Raw genomic sequence first — 15,947 nt, 5'->3', positions numbered from 1 at the left:
CTCCGTATTCAAAGTGGCGCGGCCGACCATAGCCGCGCCCATCATAATCAGACCGCGAACAGCAGGAACTCACGTTCCCAAGAGCTGATCACGCGCTTGAAATTCTCATGCTCGGCACGCTTGACCGCGACGTAACCGACAATGAATTTCTTACCGAGGTATTTTTCGATTGTCTTGCTGTTTTCCATTCGCTCCAGCGCGTCTTCGATGGTCAACGGCAGACGCAGATTGCGTCGTTCATAACCACGCCCCACGACCGGCGCACTCGGATTGATTGCTTCGACCATCCCGATGTAGCCGCACAGCAGGCTCGCCGCGATGGCCAGATACGGGTTGGCGTCGGCACCCGGCAGGCGGTTTTCCACCCGACGGTTTTGCGGACCCGCATCTGGCACCCGAAGGCCCACGGTCCGGTTCTCTTCACCCCACTCCACGTTCACCGGTGCCGAAGTATCAGGCAGGAAGCGGCGGAACGAATTGACGTTCGGCGCGAACAACGGCAACAGCTCGGGGATGAATTTTTGCAGGCCACCGATGTGGCACAGGAACAACTCACTCATCGAACCGTCTTCGTTGGAGAAGATGTTTTTGCCGGTGGCGATATCGATCACGCTCTGGTGCAAGTGCATGGCGCTGCCTGGTTCGCCGGTCATCGGCTTGGCCATGAAGGTTGCCGCCACGTCGTGCTTCAGCGCGGCTTCACGCATGGTCCGCTTGAACACCAGAATCTGGTCGGCCAGCGACAACGCATCACCGTGACGGAAGTTGATTTCCATCTGCGCCGTGCCGTCTTCGTGGATCAGTGTGTCCAGGTCCAGATTCTGCAGTTCGCACCAGTCGTAAACATCCTCGAACAACGGGTCGAATTCGTTGGCAGCTTCTATAGAGAACGATTGACGACCGGTTTCCGGGCGACCGGAGCGACCAATCGGCGGCTGCAACGGGAAGTCCGGGTCTTCGCAACGCTTGGTCAGGTAAAACTCCATTTCCGGGGCCACAATCGGCTGCCAGCCCTTGTCGGTATAGAGTTTCAGGACTTTCTTCAATACGTTGCGCGGCGACAGCTCGATCGGGTTGCCTTGCTTGTCGTAGGTGTCGTGAATCACCTGAGCCGTCGGTTCGATGGCCCATGGCACCAGGAACACCGCGTTCTGGTCCGGGCGGCAGATCATGTCGATGTCCGCCGGGTCCAGCAGTTCGTAATAGATGTCATCTTCGACATAATCGCCGGTGACCGTTTGCAGCAACACACTCTCGGGCAAGCGCATGCCTTTTTCGGCGATGAACTTATTGGTCGGTGAGATCTTCCCGCGAGTAATCCCAGTGAGGTCGGCAATCATGCATTCGACCTCAGTGATCTTGTGCTCTTTCAACCAATCGGTGAGCTGGTCGAGATTGGTACTCATAAATACCTCAGGAGGTAGACACCTTGGCCCCGAAGGGGTCAGGCACTTTCTGACGCGGCTGCGTCGCGTTGTATTGCCCGCTTTCTACAGGCATCGCCAAATGCCTGGAAAATCGCAAGATAATGCGGATTCGAGGTCACTTGCCACTCGGGGTGCCATTGCACACCTAAAGCAAAACCCGAGCCTGCCGCGACCGAGACCGCCTCGATCAACCCGTCAGGCGCCAGAGCCTCGACGCGCAAGCCCGGCGCCAGACGCTCAACGCCCTGACCATGAATCGAATTGACTTGAATGTCGCTTGGCAGGCCAAGGCCCGCGAGCACGCCGCCCGGCTGGATATGCAGGATATGGCTTGGCCCGTACTGGACTTCGAGCGGCTCGTTATCCTGTTCACGGTGGTCCATGAATGTTCCAACTTCATGAACACGCTGATGCAGGCTGCCACCGAAGGCCACGTTCATCTCCTGAAACCCCCGGCAAATTCCCAACACCGGTACGCCCGCCGCCACAGCAGCACGAATCAGGGGTAGAGTAGTGCGGTCACGATCAGGATCATGAGCGGTGCCCGGCGCGCTGGCTGGACCGTCGTAATAGGAGGGGTCGACATTGGAGGGCGAGCCGGTGAACAGGAGTCCATCGACGCTGGCGAGTATCTGGGCCGTGTTAAATAATTCAGCCAGTGACGGCAATATCAGCGGCAAGCCCTTGGCAGCGATTGCGACTGCGCGGACGTACTTGTCGCCACTGATGTGATAACTGTGCAGACCGATCTGCTTGGTGCAGGCGGTCACGCCGATTAACGGCAGGCGAGACATGGAACCCCCGAGTATTATTGCTGTTATGGGTTGCAATCGAGCTTAGCCTTGTTCATTTTTTTTCACAACACCCCCGTAAAAAATAGAACACAGCCCGCTCAAGCCCGCAGATTCCAAGGCTGTCAAAACGCAATACTTGCCCTAATTTGCGGCAAAAACGGCCTCTGAGCGCTTTTTGAGTGCAAAAAAGAGCTCTATTGACTTCATGATGGCTTTCGGATTGACTGAATCCCACGAAGCTCGATGATTGATATTTTTAACAACAAAGGTGTTGCATCATGTCGGTACCCCCGCGTGCCGTTCAGCTTAACGAAGCGAACGCGTTCCTTAAGGAACATCCTGAGGTTCTGTACGTTGACCTTCTGATTGCAGATATGAATGGTGTGGTGCGTGGTAAGCGCATAGAACGCACCAGCCTCCATAAGGTTTACGAGAAAGGCATTAACTTGCCTGCCTCTTTATTTGCCTTGGATATCAATGGCTCAACGGTGGAAAGCACCGGTCTGGGTCTGGATATCGGTGATGCTGACCGAATCTGTTATCCGATCCCGGGCACCCTGTGCAATGAGCCGTGGCAAAAGCGCCCAACCGCGCAACTGCTGATGACCATGCACGAAATCGAAGGCGAACCCTTCTTTGCCGACCCCCGCGAAGTACTGCGTCAGGTCGTCAGCAAGTTCGACGAAATGGGCCTGACTATCTGCGCCGCATTCGAACTTGAGTTCTACCTGATCGATCAGGAGAACGTGAACGGTCGCCCACAACCTCCGCGCTCGCCGATTTCCGGCAAACGCCCTCACTCGACTCAGGTTTACCTGATCGATGACCTGGACGAATACGTCGACTGCCTCCAGGACGTTCTGGAAGGTGCCAAGGAACAAGGCATCCCGGCTGACGCCATCGTCAAGGAAAGTGCCCCGGCGCAGTTCGAAGTGAACCTGCACCACGTTGCCGACCCGATCAAGGCATGCGACTACGCGGTACTGCTCAAGCGCCTGATCAAGAACATCGCTTACGACCACGAAATGGATTCGACCTTTATGGCCAAACCCTATCCGGGTCAGGCGGGTAACGGTCTTCACGTCCACATCTCGATCCTTGATCGCGATGGTAAAAACATCTTCACCAGTGAGGATCCCGAGCAGAACGCCGCATTACGTCACGCGATCGGCGGTGTGCTCGAGACCCTACCGGCATCAATGGCGTTCTTGTGCCCGAACGTTAACTCCTATCGTCGTTTCGGCGCACAGTTCTACGTGCCGAACTCGCCGTGCTGGGGCCTGGACAACCGGACGGTCGCGTTGCGCGTTCCGACCGACGCTCCCGATGCCGTGCGTATCGAACACCGCGTAGCCGGTGCCGATGCCAACCCGTACTTGCTGCTGGCCTCTGTGCTGGCGGGCGTGCACCACGGCTTGACCAACAAGATCGAGCCAGGCGCCCCCGTAGAAGGCAACTCCTACGAGCAGAACGAACAAAGCCTGCCCAACAACTTGCGTGATGCCCTGCGCGAGCTGGACGACAGTGAAATCATGGCGCGCTATATCGACCCGAAATACATCGATATCTTCGTCGCCTGTAAGGAAAGTGAGCTGGAAGAGTTCGAACACTCCATCTCCGACCTCGAATACAACTGGTACCTGCACACCGTCTAACGCTGTGCAATAAAAAGAACGCCGTCGGCCGCAAGGTTGGCGGCGTTTTTTTGTGGCCGCTGCACTGCAACCCGTACAATGCCCACTGCCCAAAACAGGAAATCACCCATGACGCGACTCGCCGCGCCCCGTAAACCCCGCGCACGCAGCCAGGCCCGGATCGACTCGATTCTCGATGCCGCCCGCACGCTGCTTGCCGCCGAAGGGGTGGCCAGTCTGTCGATCTACAGCGTTGCCGAACGTGCGCAAATACCACCGTCTTCGGTTTATCACTTCTTTGCCGGCGTCCCGGCCCTGCTCGAAGCCTTGACCGCAGACGTCCACGCTGCCTTTCGCGCCTGCCTGCAAGCGCCCATAGAACACGAACAGCTGACGAGCTGGCGCGACCTATCACGACTGGTCGAACAACGGATGTTAAGTATCTACAGCGCCGATGCCGCCGCCCGCCAACTGATCCTCGCACAACACGGCCTGACCGAAGTCACCCAGGCCGACCGGCAGCACGATATCGAGCTCGGCAATCTGATGCACGCGCTGTTCGCCAGGCACTTCCAGCTCCCTGCCCTGCCGGACGATGTCGACGTGTTTGCGTTGGCGATGGAACTCGGCGACCGGGTTTACGCCCGTTCGGTGCAGCTCCACGACCAGATCACCCCGCGCCTGGCCGAAGAAGGCATGCGGGTGTTCGATGCGTACCTTGGATTGTATTTACCGCCGTATCTGCCCAAGAAACACATCGCCCCCCTGTAGGAGCGCGCTTGCCCGCGATAAGACGGGGCAAGGGCGCTTACATGGATTGCGTTTTTCACATAAAAAACCCCGAAGGGCTTTGGCCGTCCGGGGTTGTCTGCAACGCATCGATCACAGCTTGGCGATCGATACCTCAGTGGATTTGACGAAGGCGATCACTTCGCTGCCAACCACCAGCTCCAACTCTTTGACCGAGCGGGTAGTGATCACGGAAGTGACGACACCTGACGCTGTTTGTACGTCGATTTCCGACAACACCGGGCCTTCGAGGATTTCTTTGATGGTGCCTTTGAACTGGTTACGAACGTTGATAGCTTTAATAGTCATGATGTATTTCCTGTAAGAGTTGGGGGTTCAAACGGTATCGGTACGGTTCGGTTATTGGGCCCAACGCAACTGCGTGGGCAACGGTGATACGGGCTCCGGTTCAGGCGGCGAGCCGGGTATCTGCAGCACCCGGTTCAGTACTTGGGTTTCAAGCGCAGCCAGGCGATGAGAGCCACGTACCCTTGGACGAGGCAGGTCTATCATCACGTCGAGGCCGACCTGGCCCTCTTCAATCAGGATCACCCGATCAGCAATCGCCACGGCTTCGCTGACATCATGGGTGACCAGCAACACGGTGAAGCCATGCTGTTGCCAAAGGCGTTCGATCAGTTGCTGCATCTCGATACGGGTCAGTGCATCCAGCGCACCTAGGGGCTCATCGAGCAGCAGCAGTCGCGGTTGGTGAATCAATGCCCGAGCCAGGGCCACGCGCTGCTTTTGCCCGCCGGACAAGGCTGCCGGCCATTCATCGGCGCGCTCCGCCAGGCCCACAGCACCCAATGCGTCCAAAGCGCGTGGGCGCCAGTTGCCCTGTAAGCCAAGACCCACGTTATCGATAACTTTTTTCCAGGGCAGCAACCGCGCTTCCTGAAACATCAAACGGGTATCTTCCAGCGCATCACTGAGCGGTGCTGACCCCGCCAGCAGTTCACCGCCAGTCGGTTTATCAAGACCGGCCAACAAGCGAAGCAGAGTGCTTTTGCCACAACCGCTACGACCAACCACCGCGACGAATTGCCCCGCCGGGATATGCAGATCGATATCGCGAAGCACCTCGCGCTGACCGAAGGTTTTGCGCAGCTTGCGTACCGCCAGCGGAATACCGCGCAGCAGGTGGGGCGGCTGTTGCTGCTTAAGACTGCTCATACCGCACCGCCTTTTACCGTTTGATACGCCGGATGCCAGCGCAGCCAGACACGCTCCAGACCGCGCGCCGCAAGGTCCGCCAGCTTGCCGAGCACCGCGTAAAGAAGAATCGCCAGGACCACCACATCGGTCTGCAGAAACTCCCGGGCATTCATTGCCAGGTAACCGATTCCTGAACTGGCGGAAATGGTTTCAGCCACGATCAGGGTCAACCACATAAAGCCCAGAGCGAAGCGCACCCCCACCAGAATCGAGGGCAATGCGCCCGGTAAAATCACCTGCCGGAACAATGCGAAACCGGACAGGCCATAGCTGCGTGCCATTTCCACCAGCGCCGGATCAACGTTGCGAATCCCGTGATAGGTGTTCAGGTAAATCGGAAACACGGTGCCCAACGCCACCAGAAAAATCTTCGCAGACTCATCAATGCCAAACCACAGGATCACCAACGGAATAAGCGCCAGATGCGGCACGTTGCGAATCATCTGCACCGAGCTGTCGAGCAGGCGTTCACCCCATTTCGACAGGCCTGTGATAAAGCCCAGCGCCAGGCCGAGACCACCGCCAATGGCGAATCCGATCCCGGCACGCCAGCCACTGATTGCCAGGTGCTTCCAGATTTCGCCGCTGCGCACCAGGCTTATGCCCGCTTCGATGACGGCGCTCGGCGCCGGCAGGATGCGAGTCGAAAGCCAGCCCGCGCTGACCGAGAGTTGCCAGACCGCCAACAACAAGACTGGAAGTGCCCAAGGCGCCAGCCTGTGAATGATTTTTTGCGAAGCACTGAGGCTCATGGAATTGTCTCCTCTAGGGGCCTGTTGATTACTGAGCCGTGGCTACTTTGGCCGGGGGCGTCCAGATCACGTCTTTGATGCTCAGCGGCTTGGGAATCAACTTGAGCTGGTAAAAGGTGTCAGCGATTTTCTGCTGCGCCGCGACCACGTCTGGGCTGATGAACAGTGCCCCGTAACCTTGGCGTTTGACGGCGGTGCGGGTGATGTCCGGCGTCAGGCCGAGCAATGGCGCGACCTGTTGGGTCACTTCATCGGGGTTGGCCTTGGACCACTCGCCGACGGCGCGAACTTCCTCGACCAATGCCTGAATCACTTGCGGATGTTTTTCAGCGTACGGCTTGGTTGCCAGATAAAACTGATGGTTGTCGACGATGCCGGTGCCGTCACGCAGAGTGCGCGCTTGCAGTTGTTGCTCGGCGGCCGCTTGGTAGGGGTCCCAGATAACCCAGGCATCCACACTGCCGCGCTCGAAAGCGGCACGCGCATCGGCCGGCGGCAAGAATACGGTCTGGATATCGCTGTACTTCAGACCAGCATCTTCAAGCGCACGCACCAGCAGGTAATGCACGTTGGAGCCTTTATTCAGTACGACTTTTTTGCCTTTGAGGTCCTTTATCGACGTGATCGGTGAATCTTTGGGGACCAGAATCGCTTCACTGGTCGGGGCCGGCGGCTCATACGCGACATACAGCAGGTCGGCACCGGCCGCTTGAGCGAACACGGGCGGTGTTTCGCCGGTCACGCCAAAATCGATGGAACCCACGTTCAGCCCTTCCAGCAACTGCGGACCACCCGGAAACTCGGTCCATTGCACTTGCACGTTTTGCTCGGCGAGGCGCTTCTCCAGCGTGCCTTTGGCCCTCAACAAAACCAACGTGCCGTACTTCTGATAACCGATGCGCAGGGTTTCTGCCTGAGCTTGAGTAATAGCGCCGAAGGTGACAGCCGCAGCAAACAGAGCGACCAAGCTTCGACGCAAAATGACAGTGCGCATGGCGCTCTCCTTTGCTGTAGCTATAAAGTTGCACCTGCTTGCCCGTTGGCGGGTGAGTAAGGTGGGGTTAGCGATTTCGCTAAGTGAACAGACATTAACAGGTGTTTTTTATATCTATAAATCTTATTTTTTCATTTGTTTATTCTTAAATTGCATATGCAATTTAAGCGCATGAAATTAGCAGGCCTCCAAATCGCAGATGAAAAAAAGGGCCGATTCAACGGCCCTCTTTTCAACAAAAAACAACCTCACCAGACAGCGAGGCTTATCGGTTAGGTTGCGGCGTCAGACGCAAGTAAGGCGTGACGGCCTTATAGCCTTTGGGGAAGCGTTTCTTGATTTCGTCTTCGTCCTTGATCGACGGCACGATGACCACGTCATCCCCGTCCTGCCAATTGGCCGGCGTTGCGACTTTGTAGTTATCGGTCAGTTGCAGCGAGTCGATGACCCGCAGGATTTCATGGAAATTACGCCCGGTGCTGGCTGGGTAGGTGATGGTCAGGCGAATTTTTTTGTTCGGATCGATCACGAACAGCGAACGCACCGTCAGGGTGTCGCTGGCATTGGGGTGGATCAGGTCGTACAGGTCCGACACCTTGTGGTCGGCGTCGGCCAGGATAGGGAAATTAACGATCGTGTTCTGGGTGGTATTGATGTCGTCAATCCACTTGATGTGGGAATCGACCGAATCCACCGACAGCGCAATCGCTTTAACCCCGCGTTTGGCAAATTCATCCTTGAGCTTGGCCGTAAAACCCAGCTCAGTGGTGCACACCGGCGTGAAGTCGGCCGGGTGGGAAAACAATACACCCCAGCTGCTCCCAAGCCACTCATGGAAATGGATTTTCCCCTCACTTGATTCCTGCTCGAAGTCGGGGGCGATATCGCCGAGTCGTAGGCTCATGGTGCGGCTCCTGGTTGACTATGAAGCGCCCTACTTTGCACCGATCCAAAAGAAATAAAAAAGAATGAATTTTAATTTGTTTATTCATTTTGAATCTAAAGAACCTCACTGCCTTCCTCTGCCCCCTTCAACTCAGCAAGGCTCTCACCCAGGACGCCCGGAACAGTTAAATTTTCACGCCTATTTCACCGTTCATTGACGTATGGACCTGCACACTAACCTCCTACTGGTGCTATTGGGCGTCGGGTTCAGAACCTTCACCCGTTGGAACGTATTTTGTTGTTTATCTGATGACGCGTTACAACGCTGAGAATTGCCGTGGGAGCGGTTTAAACATGGAGTACAGACTTTGCTGAGCGGAACCCGACGTTTGTTCCATCCAAGTAACTTCGCAAAAAACAAAACAAAACTGGCCGCGTTAGTCTGTGTAGCCGCTTTGGCAAGCGTGACATTTTTCCTGTTGAAACCCGCTGCGGTTCCTGACCTTGCAAAAGGCAACAACGTCACGATCACCGACTTCAAATCACGCTGGGCTCAAGGTGACATGATCGTCCTCGTGCGCCACGTCGAGCGCTGCGATCACTCCTCTGCGCCTTGCCTGGGCCCCGCAGACGGCATCACCCTGCCGGGCAAAAGTGTCGCCGAAGCCGTAGGGCAACACTTTCAAACGCTCGGTCTGGGGAAGGCCGACATTTACAGCAGCCCTATGACCCGAACGGCACAAACCGCAGCCTTCATGTTCAACTACACGGGCGCGGGTCAGGAGTGGCTGTCCAATTGTCGGCAAAACATGCTCAGCGACTCGCTTCAACACAAAGCGAAGAACCGCAATCTTGTTCTGGTGACCCACAGCGAATGCATGAACGCGCTGGCGAAAACCATGAAGTTTCGTGACTCACCGACGCCCGACTACGGATCGTCGCTGTTCATCACGGTTGATGATCAACAGCAACCCCATTTGCTCGGTTTTATCAACGCGAACGATTGGCCGAAAGTCCTGGCCAATTGAATTCAGCTGATAGCAAATAGTGTTGCACCGTCTGGACCATGAAAACCCAGACAACAAAAAGCCCCGCAAGCGGGGCTTCTTGTACTCAATACACTTACAGGAAAGAGTAGGTGTAGTTGAAGATCAGACGAGTCTGGTTTTGGGAATCAATACCAGTACCGTCGCCACGGTAAGCGCCGTTGCTCAGGGTGGTGCCGAAGCCTTTGAGGTAACCGGTCTGGATCACGTAATCCACACGCATGTCACGTTCCCACTCGGAGTGATCTACACCCGCGAGAGTCTTGTCTTTGATGTTATCGCCACTCAAGTAAGCGATCGAGGCTTTCAGGCCCGGAACGCCAAGCCCTGCGAAGTCATAGGTGTACTTACCGAACGTGGTGTTCTCACCGGCACGAACGAAACCATTGATCATGGAGTCAGTGAACAGGTAGAAGCTCGGGCCGCCGTTGCCTTCGTTTGCACCAGATGCCTTACCATTTGTAGTGACATTACCCTGGTTCAGGTAGACGAAACCGCCGTCGTTGCTGACACGCTGGTGACCCAGCAAGAACGAGTTGCCACCCAGTTGGTAGGTGAACATCGCACTCCAGGTGGTGTTATCAACCTCTCCTGGTTTCTTGGCGTAACCACCGTTGTTGTTGAACGCGTACCCAGCATCACCGGCGCTGCTCTTGCCATCGGAACTGCTGTTGAAATAGCGCACATCGGTTTTGAACGACTGATTGTCGCCGATTGGCAGAACGTGTACCAAGCCGAGGAAGTGCTGTTTGTAGAAGTCTTCCAGATTCGCGTAGTAGTACTGCAAGGTCAGGTCTTTAGTAACCTTCCAGTCAGCACCGGCGAAACGGAACTGGTTGCTGTCCATCGTGGCGCCGTTAACCGACAGGCCAGTGCTGTTGGTGGTTGCACGGCCGGTGGAGTGCTCCAGTTGACCACCGACAAATGTTACGTTGTCGAGGTCTTTGGAGGTGATGATGCCACCGTCGTAGTTCGCCGGCATGGTGCGGCTGTCGTTAGCCGTCAGAATCGGCAGTTGTGGGGCCAAGGCGCCACCCACGTGCAATTCTGTTTTGGAGTAACGGAACTTGACGTTCGCGTCGCCACGAGCAAGGTCATGTACGGCAGAGTTGTCGTGATCGCTTGGCCAGAATGTGTTTGGATCTGGATGGTTACCACGGCCACCATCAAGGTGCAGCCCGTAAATCAGCTGTGCGTCAACACCGACGCCAATGACGCCTTGGGTGAAACCGGAAAGGTAATCGAGTTTCAGAACCTCAGCCGTTTCGCGCTGATCTGCTTTGCCGGAATGGTTGTCATTGTCGAAGAAAAACGTACGGGAACTCAGGTTCAGCTTGCTGTCTTCGATGAAACCAGCAGCACCGGCTTGTTGGGCCAAAACCCCTACTGCGATGGCCAAAGCCAAGGTGGACTTGTTCATTGTTTCGCTCCTCGTGTATCTAATTTTTGTATTTCCACGGGTCTTGAGGCAAAAGCTCAAGCCCGCAGATGCGCGATTAGCGCCAGACCCGACCTGTTGAGTCAATGGTTACTGGTCGCTTCGAGACTAATTGATTAGACCGCGCGTGCGGGTCGCTGCACGGTAATCAAAAATTCCTCAACCTAAAAGGTATTACTTAATATTTTTTAGATCATCGAGTTATAAGTGACAAACTGTTTCTGTTCGTCGAGCCGGAGTGTATCGACCTCATGACTTAATTCCCAAAAATATTTCGGCGCGTTTTTCAGCAGGGAGTCTATTTTCTCCCACCAAATTGCCGACGTTCAGACCGACCGGTCACGTAATCGCCCAGTAATACTAAAGGATAAGGCGTTTTTGCTTCCCTACCCGTCGTCGATACCGGCCACACATATAGTCACACTTTTATGACTGGACGATGACAATTGGCCACTCAGCCATCGCTCCCAGAGAAATTCCCCTCATAAGCTAATACCAATAAGTTATTTACTTAATGTTTCTTAGATCATTTAGTCTCTATTTCAGCCGAACCTCGACCGCCTGATCTGGAGCTTTCAAATGAAACTACACACCCCCTTACGCGTGTTGGCGGCCCTATCCCTGGTCACCACAACTCTTCTCGCGCACGCCGCAGATTTTACCGTCGCGTACCAAACCACCGTCGACCCGGCCAAAGTTGCGCAGGCCGACGGGGCTTATGAAAAGGCCACCCACGCCAAGGTCGACTGGCGCAAATTCGACAACGGTGCCGACGTCATCACCGCCATCGCCTCGGGCGACGTACAGATCGGTTACCTCGGCTCAAGTCCGCTGACCGCTGCGGCTACACGTAAATTACCGATCGAAACCTTTTTGATCGCTACCCAGATTGGCGCCTCGGAAGCGCTGGTCGTGCGCAACGGTTCGGGCATCAATTCGCCCCAGGACCTGATCGGCAAAAAAGTCGCTGTACCGTTCGTTTCCACCGGCCACTACAGCCTGCTGGCGGCGTTGAAACACTGGAATATCGACCCGTCCAAAGTGCAGATCCTCAACCTTGCTCCACCTGCGATAGCGGCCGCCTGGAAGCGCGGCGACATTGACGCCACCTACGTTTGGGACCCGGCGCTGGGTGTTGCCAAAGAAACCGGCAAAGTGCTGATCACTTCTGGCGACCTGGCCAAGCTCGGCGCCCCGACGTTCGATGCGTGGATCGTGCGCAAAGACTTCGCCGCCAAGCACCCGGAAATCGTCAGCGCATTCGCCAAGGTCACCCTCGACGCCTACGCCGACTACCGCAAAGACCCGACCGCCTGGCTCGCCAACAGCGGCAATGTCGACAAGCTGGTGAAATTGTCAGGTGCAAAACCTGCTGACATTCCCGTGCTGCTGCAAGGCAATGCGTACCCGCTGGCCGCCGATCAGGTTGTCGCGCTGGGCGCACCGACCATCGACGCGGTGACCAAGACGGCTGCGTTCCTCAAGGAGCAAGGCAAGGTCGATGCAGTACTGGCCGATTATTCCCCCTACGTAAGCGCCAAGTTCATCACTCAATAATCAGTCAGGGGTTCTTGTCATGGCCTTATTACAGCTGGAGCGCATCAGCGCACAGTACCCCGGCGCAGTCGAGCCGGTACTGGCGGATATTTCCCTGAGCCTGGGCCCGCAGCAGTTGCTGGTCGCACTCGGTCCGTCCGGCAGTGGCAAGACTTCGCTGTTGAATTTGATCGCTGGTTTCGTCGAGCCCAGCGCCGGGCGCATTACCCTTGATGGCGTTGCCGTCAGAGGCCCAAGTGCCGAGCGCGGCGTGGTGTTTCAGGACGATGCCCTGCTGCCTTGGCAGGATGTTCTGGCCAACGTTGCCTTCGGTCTGCAACTGGCGGGAGTACCACGCACCCAACGTGAATCCAAAGCGCGGGAAATGCTGGCGCTGGTGGATCTCGCCGGGTTCGAGCAGCGGCGTGTCTGGCAGCTGTCCGGCGGGCAAAAACAACGCGTCGGCCTGGCCCGTGCCTTGGCCGCCGACCCGCGAGTATTGCTGATGGATGAACCCTTCGGCGCCCTTGATGCGTTTACCCGCGAGCAGATGCAGGAGTTGCTCCTGCACGTCTGGCAACGCACCGCCAAACCGGTGTTCCTGATCACGCATGACATTGAAGAAGCGGTATTTCTCGCCACCGATTTGATCCTGCTGGCCCCCCATCCGGGGCAGATCGTCGAGCGTCTGCAACTGGACTTCGGTCAGCGTTACGCGGCGGGCGAATCGGCGCGCGCACTCAAATCCGACCCGCGATTTATCGAGACCCGCGAGCACGTCCTGTCCAGGGTCTTTTCTCAACGCAGTATCCCGACATGGGAGCAGCGCGCATGAGCAGCTACGAATTACCGGTCACCGTGAAGGCCAGCAATAGCCCGTCCACCCTCGTACCCCTGCGCCGCAGCCTGAGCACCCGATGGATCAGCGTTCTGACTCTGGTGACCCTGCTGGCCATCTGGTGGGCAGTCACGGCGGCCGAATGGATTGAACCCCTGTTCCTACCGCCACCGGCGGCGGTGCTGGAAAAAGGCTGGCTGCTGGCAACCAAGGGCTATATGGATTCCACGCTCTGGCAGCATCTAGGCGCCAGCCTGCAACGTATCGGCCTGGGTCTGGGTTTCGCTGTGCTGACGGCCATTCCAATCGGCATCGCGATCGGTCATAACCGGATCGCCCGGGGCATCTTCGATCCGCTTATCGAGTTCTACCGGCCCATTCCACCGCTGGCGTACCTGCCATTGATCGTGATTTGGTGCGGCATTGGCGAGCTGTCCAAAGTGCTGCTGATCTACCTTGCGATTTTTGCGCCGATTGCGATCTCCACCGCTACCGGTGTGCGCACCGTAGACCCGGCAAAAATCCGCGCCGCGCAATCGCTGGGTGCAACGCGCTGGCAGCTGATTCGTCATGTGATCCTGCCCAGCGCCCTGCCGGACATCTTGACTGGCGTGCGCATCGGTCTGGGAGTGGGCTGGTCAACGCTGGTTGCTGCTGAACTGATCGCCGCCACCAGTGGCCTGGGCTTTATGGTCCAGTCGGCGGCGCAGTTTTTGGTCACCGACGTCGTGGTGCTGGGCATTCTGGTGATCGCGCTGATCGCTTTCGCCATGGAAATGGGTCTACGCGCCCTGCAACGTAAACTGGTGCCATGGCACGGCCAGACCCACTGACTAGCTCACGGGATCATCACCCCATAGGGGATAAACCGTTTAAGGCAGGAATACTGCGTGATGTCATTCGCGAAGGGCGAGAAATGCATCACTTTGGGAACCTGGCGTGCCTGGGTGCGCACATTATGTGCAGGAATACGGATCAAGAAACCGACCGAAACGTTTCGTACCTTCATTCGAAAATCGCGAAAAGCCCGCTTTTAAAGGCCTGAGCAACGAAAATAAGCATTTCCACTCAAACTGGCACGCCACCTGCAATAGGTTAAGTAACACCAGTTTTGGGGACCTTGGTACAGGCAGGCCGGGGATTCCCCTCTTTTATTCCTCCCGGAGGCTAATCTCCAGTCTCCAGCGCCCGTCCACCTTTGCACCGCGCCAGTCGCCGTGCAATGGACGGGCCGCCATCAGGTTAAGCAATAACCCCTTGTCACTGCGTTGTACCCTCCAGCGAACATCCTTCCCGTTTAGCTTGAACGCTCCGCGCTGCGCCACCCCGTGCACGTTGAACAGCAATGCCACCGCGCCTTCAATCTCCTCGCCATGCACTTGCGGCTCGTGGTTGAACCACACTGCCAGCCCGTTGGGCAGCGCCTCGATTTGTTGCAGCTCCAGCGGGTCGGGAGCGGTCAAACGGCCAATCATCAGACCCACCATGACCCCGACAATTGCCATAGAACCAAGAACTCGCGGCCAGAGCTTCGGTCGCGGGTCCTCTTCAGGAGTAGAATGCAGCCCGTCTTTCAGTTCGGAGCCGTGCATGTTTCACGTCATCCTTTTTCAACCAGAAATTCCGCCGAATACCGGCAACATCATCAGGCTGTGCGCCAATAGTGGCTGCACCCTGCATTTGATCGAGCCGTTGGGCTTCGAACTCGACGACAAGCGCCTGCGCCGGGCCGGACTCGATTATCACGAGTACGCCACTCTGCATCGCCATCCCGACCTGCCCAGCTGCCTGGAAAGCCTCGGGCACCCACGGCTGTTTGCTTTTACCACAAAAGGCTCACGGCCTTTCCACCAGGCGGCCTTCGAAAAAGGCGACGCCTTTCTTTTCGGCCCGGAAAGCCGTGGCCTGCCAGCGGACATACTCGACGCCCTGCCGAGCGATCACCGCCTGCGCCTGCCTATGCGTGAAGGCTGCCGCAGCCTGAACCTGTCCAACACCGTAGCCGTAGCAGTGTATGAAGCCTGGCGTCAGCTGGATTTCGTCTAAGTACGCGCCATAAAAAAGCGCCCCGAGAGGCGCTTTTTTCAATCCCAGCGTGTCGCTTATTGCACAGTCTGGCCTTCACCCGACTCTTGCATACGGGCCAGCTCTTGCGCATACAACGCGTCGAAGTTGACCGGCGCCAGCATCAGCGCAGGGAACGAACCACGCACGACAAGGCTGTCGATCGTTTCGCGAGCATACGGGAACAGGATGTTCGGGCAGAACGCGCCGAGCGTGTGGCTCATGGCGGCTGCGTCCAGACCCTTGATCAGGAAAATCCCGGCCTGCTGCACTTCAACGATGAAGGCTACTTCGTCGCCGTTATTAACGGTGACCGACAGCGTCAGGACCACTTCATGGAAGTCGCCTTCCAGAGCGTTTTGACGGGTGTTCAGATCCAGGCTGACGCTTGGAGTCCATTCCTTGCGAAAAATCGCCGGGCTTTTTGGGGCTTCGAACGACAAGTCACGAACATAGATGCGCTGCAGGGAAAACTGCGGTGCTTCATCTTCGGTTGCTACACCGCCGTTGGTCGGTTGGTCAGTCATCTTAG

General features: G+C 56.8%; 17 protein-coding genes. 7 read left to right on the top strand and 10 right to left on the bottom strand.

The genetic code is table 11. The annotated features are described in order from the left end of the window. Positions 1-47: 47 nt before the first annotated feature. Positions 48-1,406 (bottom strand): glutamine synthetase family protein, encoded by a 1,359-nt coding sequence (locus RHM55_RS16485; RefSeq protein ID WP_322177385.1) that lies wholly within the window; start codon positions 1,404-1,406, stop codon positions 48-50. Positions 1,407-1,444: 38 nt separating this feature from the next. Continuing rightward, entirely contained in the window at positions 1,445-2,221 is a 777-nt protein-coding gene (locus RHM55_RS16480; protein ID WP_322177384.1) for a gamma-glutamyl-gamma-aminobutyrate hydrolase family protein, read from the bottom strand. A gap of 278 nt (positions 2,222-2,499) precedes the next feature. Between RHM55_RS16480 and RHM55_RS16475 the strand changes: the two genes are divergently transcribed. Both RHM55_RS16475 and RHM55_RS16470 read left to right on the top strand, forming a co-directional pair. Further along, entirely contained in the window at positions 2,500-3,876 is a 1,377-nt protein-coding gene (locus RHM55_RS16475) for a glutamine synthetase family protein (protein ID WP_322177383.1), read from the top strand. A gap of 108 nt (positions 3,877-3,984) precedes the next feature. Next, entirely contained in the window at positions 3,985-4,626 is a 642-nt protein-coding gene (locus RHM55_RS16470) for a TetR/AcrR family transcriptional regulator (RefSeq protein WP_322177382.1), read from the top strand. 111 nt (positions 4,627-4,737) lie between these two features. On the opposite strand, the gene RHM55_RS16465 is transcribed toward RHM55_RS16470, so the two are convergent. From RHM55_RS16465 to RHM55_RS16445, 5 genes are all read right to left on the bottom strand, one after another. Beyond that, complete coding sequence (locus RHM55_RS16465; RefSeq protein WP_219063645.1) at positions 4,738-4,953, bottom strand: TOBE domain-containing protein; 216 nt, start codon at positions 4,951-4,953, stop codon at positions 4,738-4,740. Between the two features lie 51 nt (positions 4,954-5,004). Next, the gene (gene ssuB / locus RHM55_RS16460; RefSeq protein WP_322177381.1) at positions 5,005-5,820 is read right to left on the bottom strand and encodes an aliphatic sulfonates ABC transporter ATP-binding protein; all 816 of its coding nucleotides are present in this window, start codon (positions 5,818-5,820) and stop codon (positions 5,005-5,007) included. Beyond that, the gene (gene ssuC / locus RHM55_RS16455) at positions 5,817-6,614 is read right to left on the bottom strand and encodes an aliphatic sulfonate ABC transporter permease SsuC (RefSeq protein WP_322177380.1); all 798 of its coding nucleotides are present in this window, start codon (positions 6,612-6,614) and stop codon (positions 5,817-5,819) included. The genes ssuB and ssuC overlap by 4 nt, the downstream gene beginning before the upstream one ends. 28 nt (positions 6,615-6,642) lie before the next feature. Then, positions 6,643-7,608 (bottom strand): sulfonate ABC transporter substrate-binding protein, encoded by a 966-nt coding sequence (locus RHM55_RS16450; protein WP_322177379.1) that lies wholly within the window; start codon positions 7,606-7,608, stop codon positions 6,643-6,645. A gap of 265 nt (positions 7,609-7,873) precedes the next feature. Beyond that, positions 7,874-8,512 carry a peroxiredoxin gene (locus RHM55_RS16445; protein ID WP_322177378.1) on the bottom strand — a complete coding sequence of 213 codons (639 nt, stop codon included), beginning with the start codon at positions 8,510-8,512 and terminating at the stop codon, positions 7,874-7,876. Positions 8,513-8,957: 445 nt separating this feature from the next. On the opposite strand from RHM55_RS16445, the gene RHM55_RS16440 reads away from it, so the two are divergent. After that, positions 8,958-9,521, top strand: coding sequence for a histidine phosphatase family protein (locus RHM55_RS16440; protein ID WP_322177377.1), 564 nt, complete (start codon positions 8,958-8,960; stop codon positions 9,519-9,521). Positions 9,522-9,615: 94 nt separating this feature from the next. Here RHM55_RS16440 and RHM55_RS16435 read toward each other — a convergent pair whose 3' ends face one another. Next, complete coding sequence (locus RHM55_RS16435; RefSeq protein ID WP_322177376.1) at positions 9,616-10,959, bottom strand: OprD family outer membrane porin; 1,344 nt, start codon at positions 10,957-10,959, stop codon at positions 9,616-9,618. A 597-nt stretch (positions 10,960-11,556) separates the two neighbouring features. Between RHM55_RS16435 and tauA the strand changes: the two genes are divergently transcribed. The 3 genes from tauA to tauC are packed head-to-tail and all read left to right on the top strand — an operon-like array spanning position 11,557 to position 14,184. Next, a complete protein-coding gene (gene tauA, locus RHM55_RS16430; RefSeq protein WP_322177375.1) occupies positions 11,557-12,534 on the top strand; it encodes a taurine ABC transporter substrate-binding protein in 978 nt (325 codons plus the stop codon). Between the two features lie 19 nt (positions 12,535-12,553). Beyond that, entirely contained in the window at positions 12,554-13,348 is a 795-nt protein-coding gene (gene tauB / locus RHM55_RS16425) for a taurine ABC transporter ATP-binding subunit (RefSeq protein WP_322177374.1), read from the top strand. Next, a complete protein-coding gene (gene tauC, locus RHM55_RS16420; protein ID WP_322177373.1) occupies positions 13,345-14,184 on the top strand; it encodes a taurine ABC transporter permease TauC in 840 nt (279 codons plus the stop codon). The genes tauB and tauC overlap by 4 nt, the downstream gene beginning before the upstream one ends. Before the next feature lie 318 nt (positions 14,185-14,502). Here tauC and RHM55_RS16415 read toward each other — a convergent pair whose 3' ends face one another. After that, entirely contained in the window at positions 14,503-14,943 is a 441-nt protein-coding gene (locus tag RHM55_RS16415; protein ID WP_322177372.1) for a hypothetical protein, read from the bottom strand. Between RHM55_RS16415 and trmL the strand changes: the two genes are divergently transcribed. After that, positions 14,942-15,397: a tRNA (uridine(34)/cytosine(34)/5-carboxymethylaminomethyluridine(34)-2'-O)-methyltransferase TrmL gene (gene trmL / locus RHM55_RS16410; protein ID WP_322177371.1), complete on the top strand. Its 456-nt coding sequence runs from the start codon at positions 14,942-14,944 to the stop codon at positions 15,395-15,397. The genes RHM55_RS16415 and trmL overlap by 2 nt on opposite strands. 56 nt (positions 15,398-15,453) lie before the next feature. Here trmL and secB read toward each other — a convergent pair whose 3' ends face one another. Next, positions 15,454-15,942: a protein-export chaperone SecB gene (secB, locus tag RHM55_RS16405; protein ID WP_322177370.1), complete on the bottom strand. Its 489-nt coding sequence runs from the start codon at positions 15,940-15,942 to the stop codon at positions 15,454-15,456. Between the last annotated feature and the right edge of the window lie 5 nt (positions 15,943-15,947).

This window comes from Pseudomonas sp. MH9.2, assembly GCF_034353875.1.
Taxonomy (GTDB): domain Bacteria; phylum Pseudomonadota; class Gammaproteobacteria; order Pseudomonadales; family Pseudomonadaceae; genus Aquipseudomonas.
The sequence above is the reverse complement of the archived record's forward strand: the minus strand, read 5'-3'. Positions and strand labels throughout refer to the sequence as shown.

Coding starts and splice junctions, on each gene's coding strand:
- trmL (WP_322177371.1), top strand. CDS start 14,942: ATGTTTCACGTCATCCTTTTTCAACCAGAAATTCCGCCGAATACCGGC.
- tauB (WP_322177374.1), top strand. CDS start 12,554: ATGGCCTTATTACAGCTGGAGCGCATCAGCGCACAGTACCCCGGCGCA.
- ssuC (WP_322177380.1), bottom strand. CDS start 6,614: ATGAGCCTCAGTGCTTCGCAAAAAATCATTCACAGGCTGGCGCCTTGG.
- RHM55_RS16480 (WP_322177384.1), bottom strand. CDS start 2,221: ATGTCTCGCCTGCCGTTAATCGGCGTGACCGCCTGCACCAAGCAGATC.
- RHM55_RS16435 (WP_322177376.1), bottom strand. CDS start 10,959: ATGAACAAGTCCACCTTGGCTTTGGCCATCGCAGTAGGGGTTTTGGCC.
- tauA (WP_322177375.1), top strand. CDS start 11,557: ATGAAACTACACACCCCCTTACGCGTGTTGGCGGCCCTATCCCTGGTC.
- secB (WP_322177370.1), bottom strand. CDS start 15,942: ATGACTGACCAACCGACCAACGGCGGTGTAGCAACCGAAGATGAAGCA.
- tauC (WP_322177373.1), top strand. CDS start 13,345: ATGAGCAGCTACGAATTACCGGTCACCGTGAAGGCCAGCAATAGCCCG.
- ssuB (WP_322177381.1), bottom strand. CDS start 5,820: ATGAGCAGTCTTAAGCAGCAACAGCCGCCCCACCTGCTGCGCGGTATT.
- RHM55_RS16445 (WP_322177378.1), bottom strand. CDS start 8,512: ATGAGCCTACGACTCGGCGATATCGCCCCCGACTTCGAGCAGGAATCA.
- RHM55_RS16475 (WP_322177383.1), top strand. CDS start 2,500: ATGTCGGTACCCCCGCGTGCCGTTCAGCTTAACGAAGCGAACGCGTTC.
- RHM55_RS16465 (WP_219063645.1), bottom strand. CDS start 4,953: ATGACTATTAAAGCTATCAACGTTCGTAACCAGTTCAAAGGCACCATC.
- RHM55_RS16470 (WP_322177382.1), top strand. CDS start 3,985: ATGACGCGACTCGCCGCGCCCCGTAAACCCCGCGCACGCAGCCAGGCC.
- RHM55_RS16415 (WP_322177372.1), bottom strand. CDS start 14,943: ATGCACGGCTCCGAACTGAAAGACGGGCTGCATTCTACTCCTGAAGAG.
- RHM55_RS16485 (WP_322177385.1), bottom strand. CDS start 1,406: ATGAGTACCAATCTCGACCAGCTCACCGATTGGTTGAAAGAGCACAAG.
- RHM55_RS16450 (WP_322177379.1), bottom strand. CDS start 7,608: ATGCGCACTGTCATTTTGCGTCGAAGCTTGGTCGCTCTGTTTGCTGCG.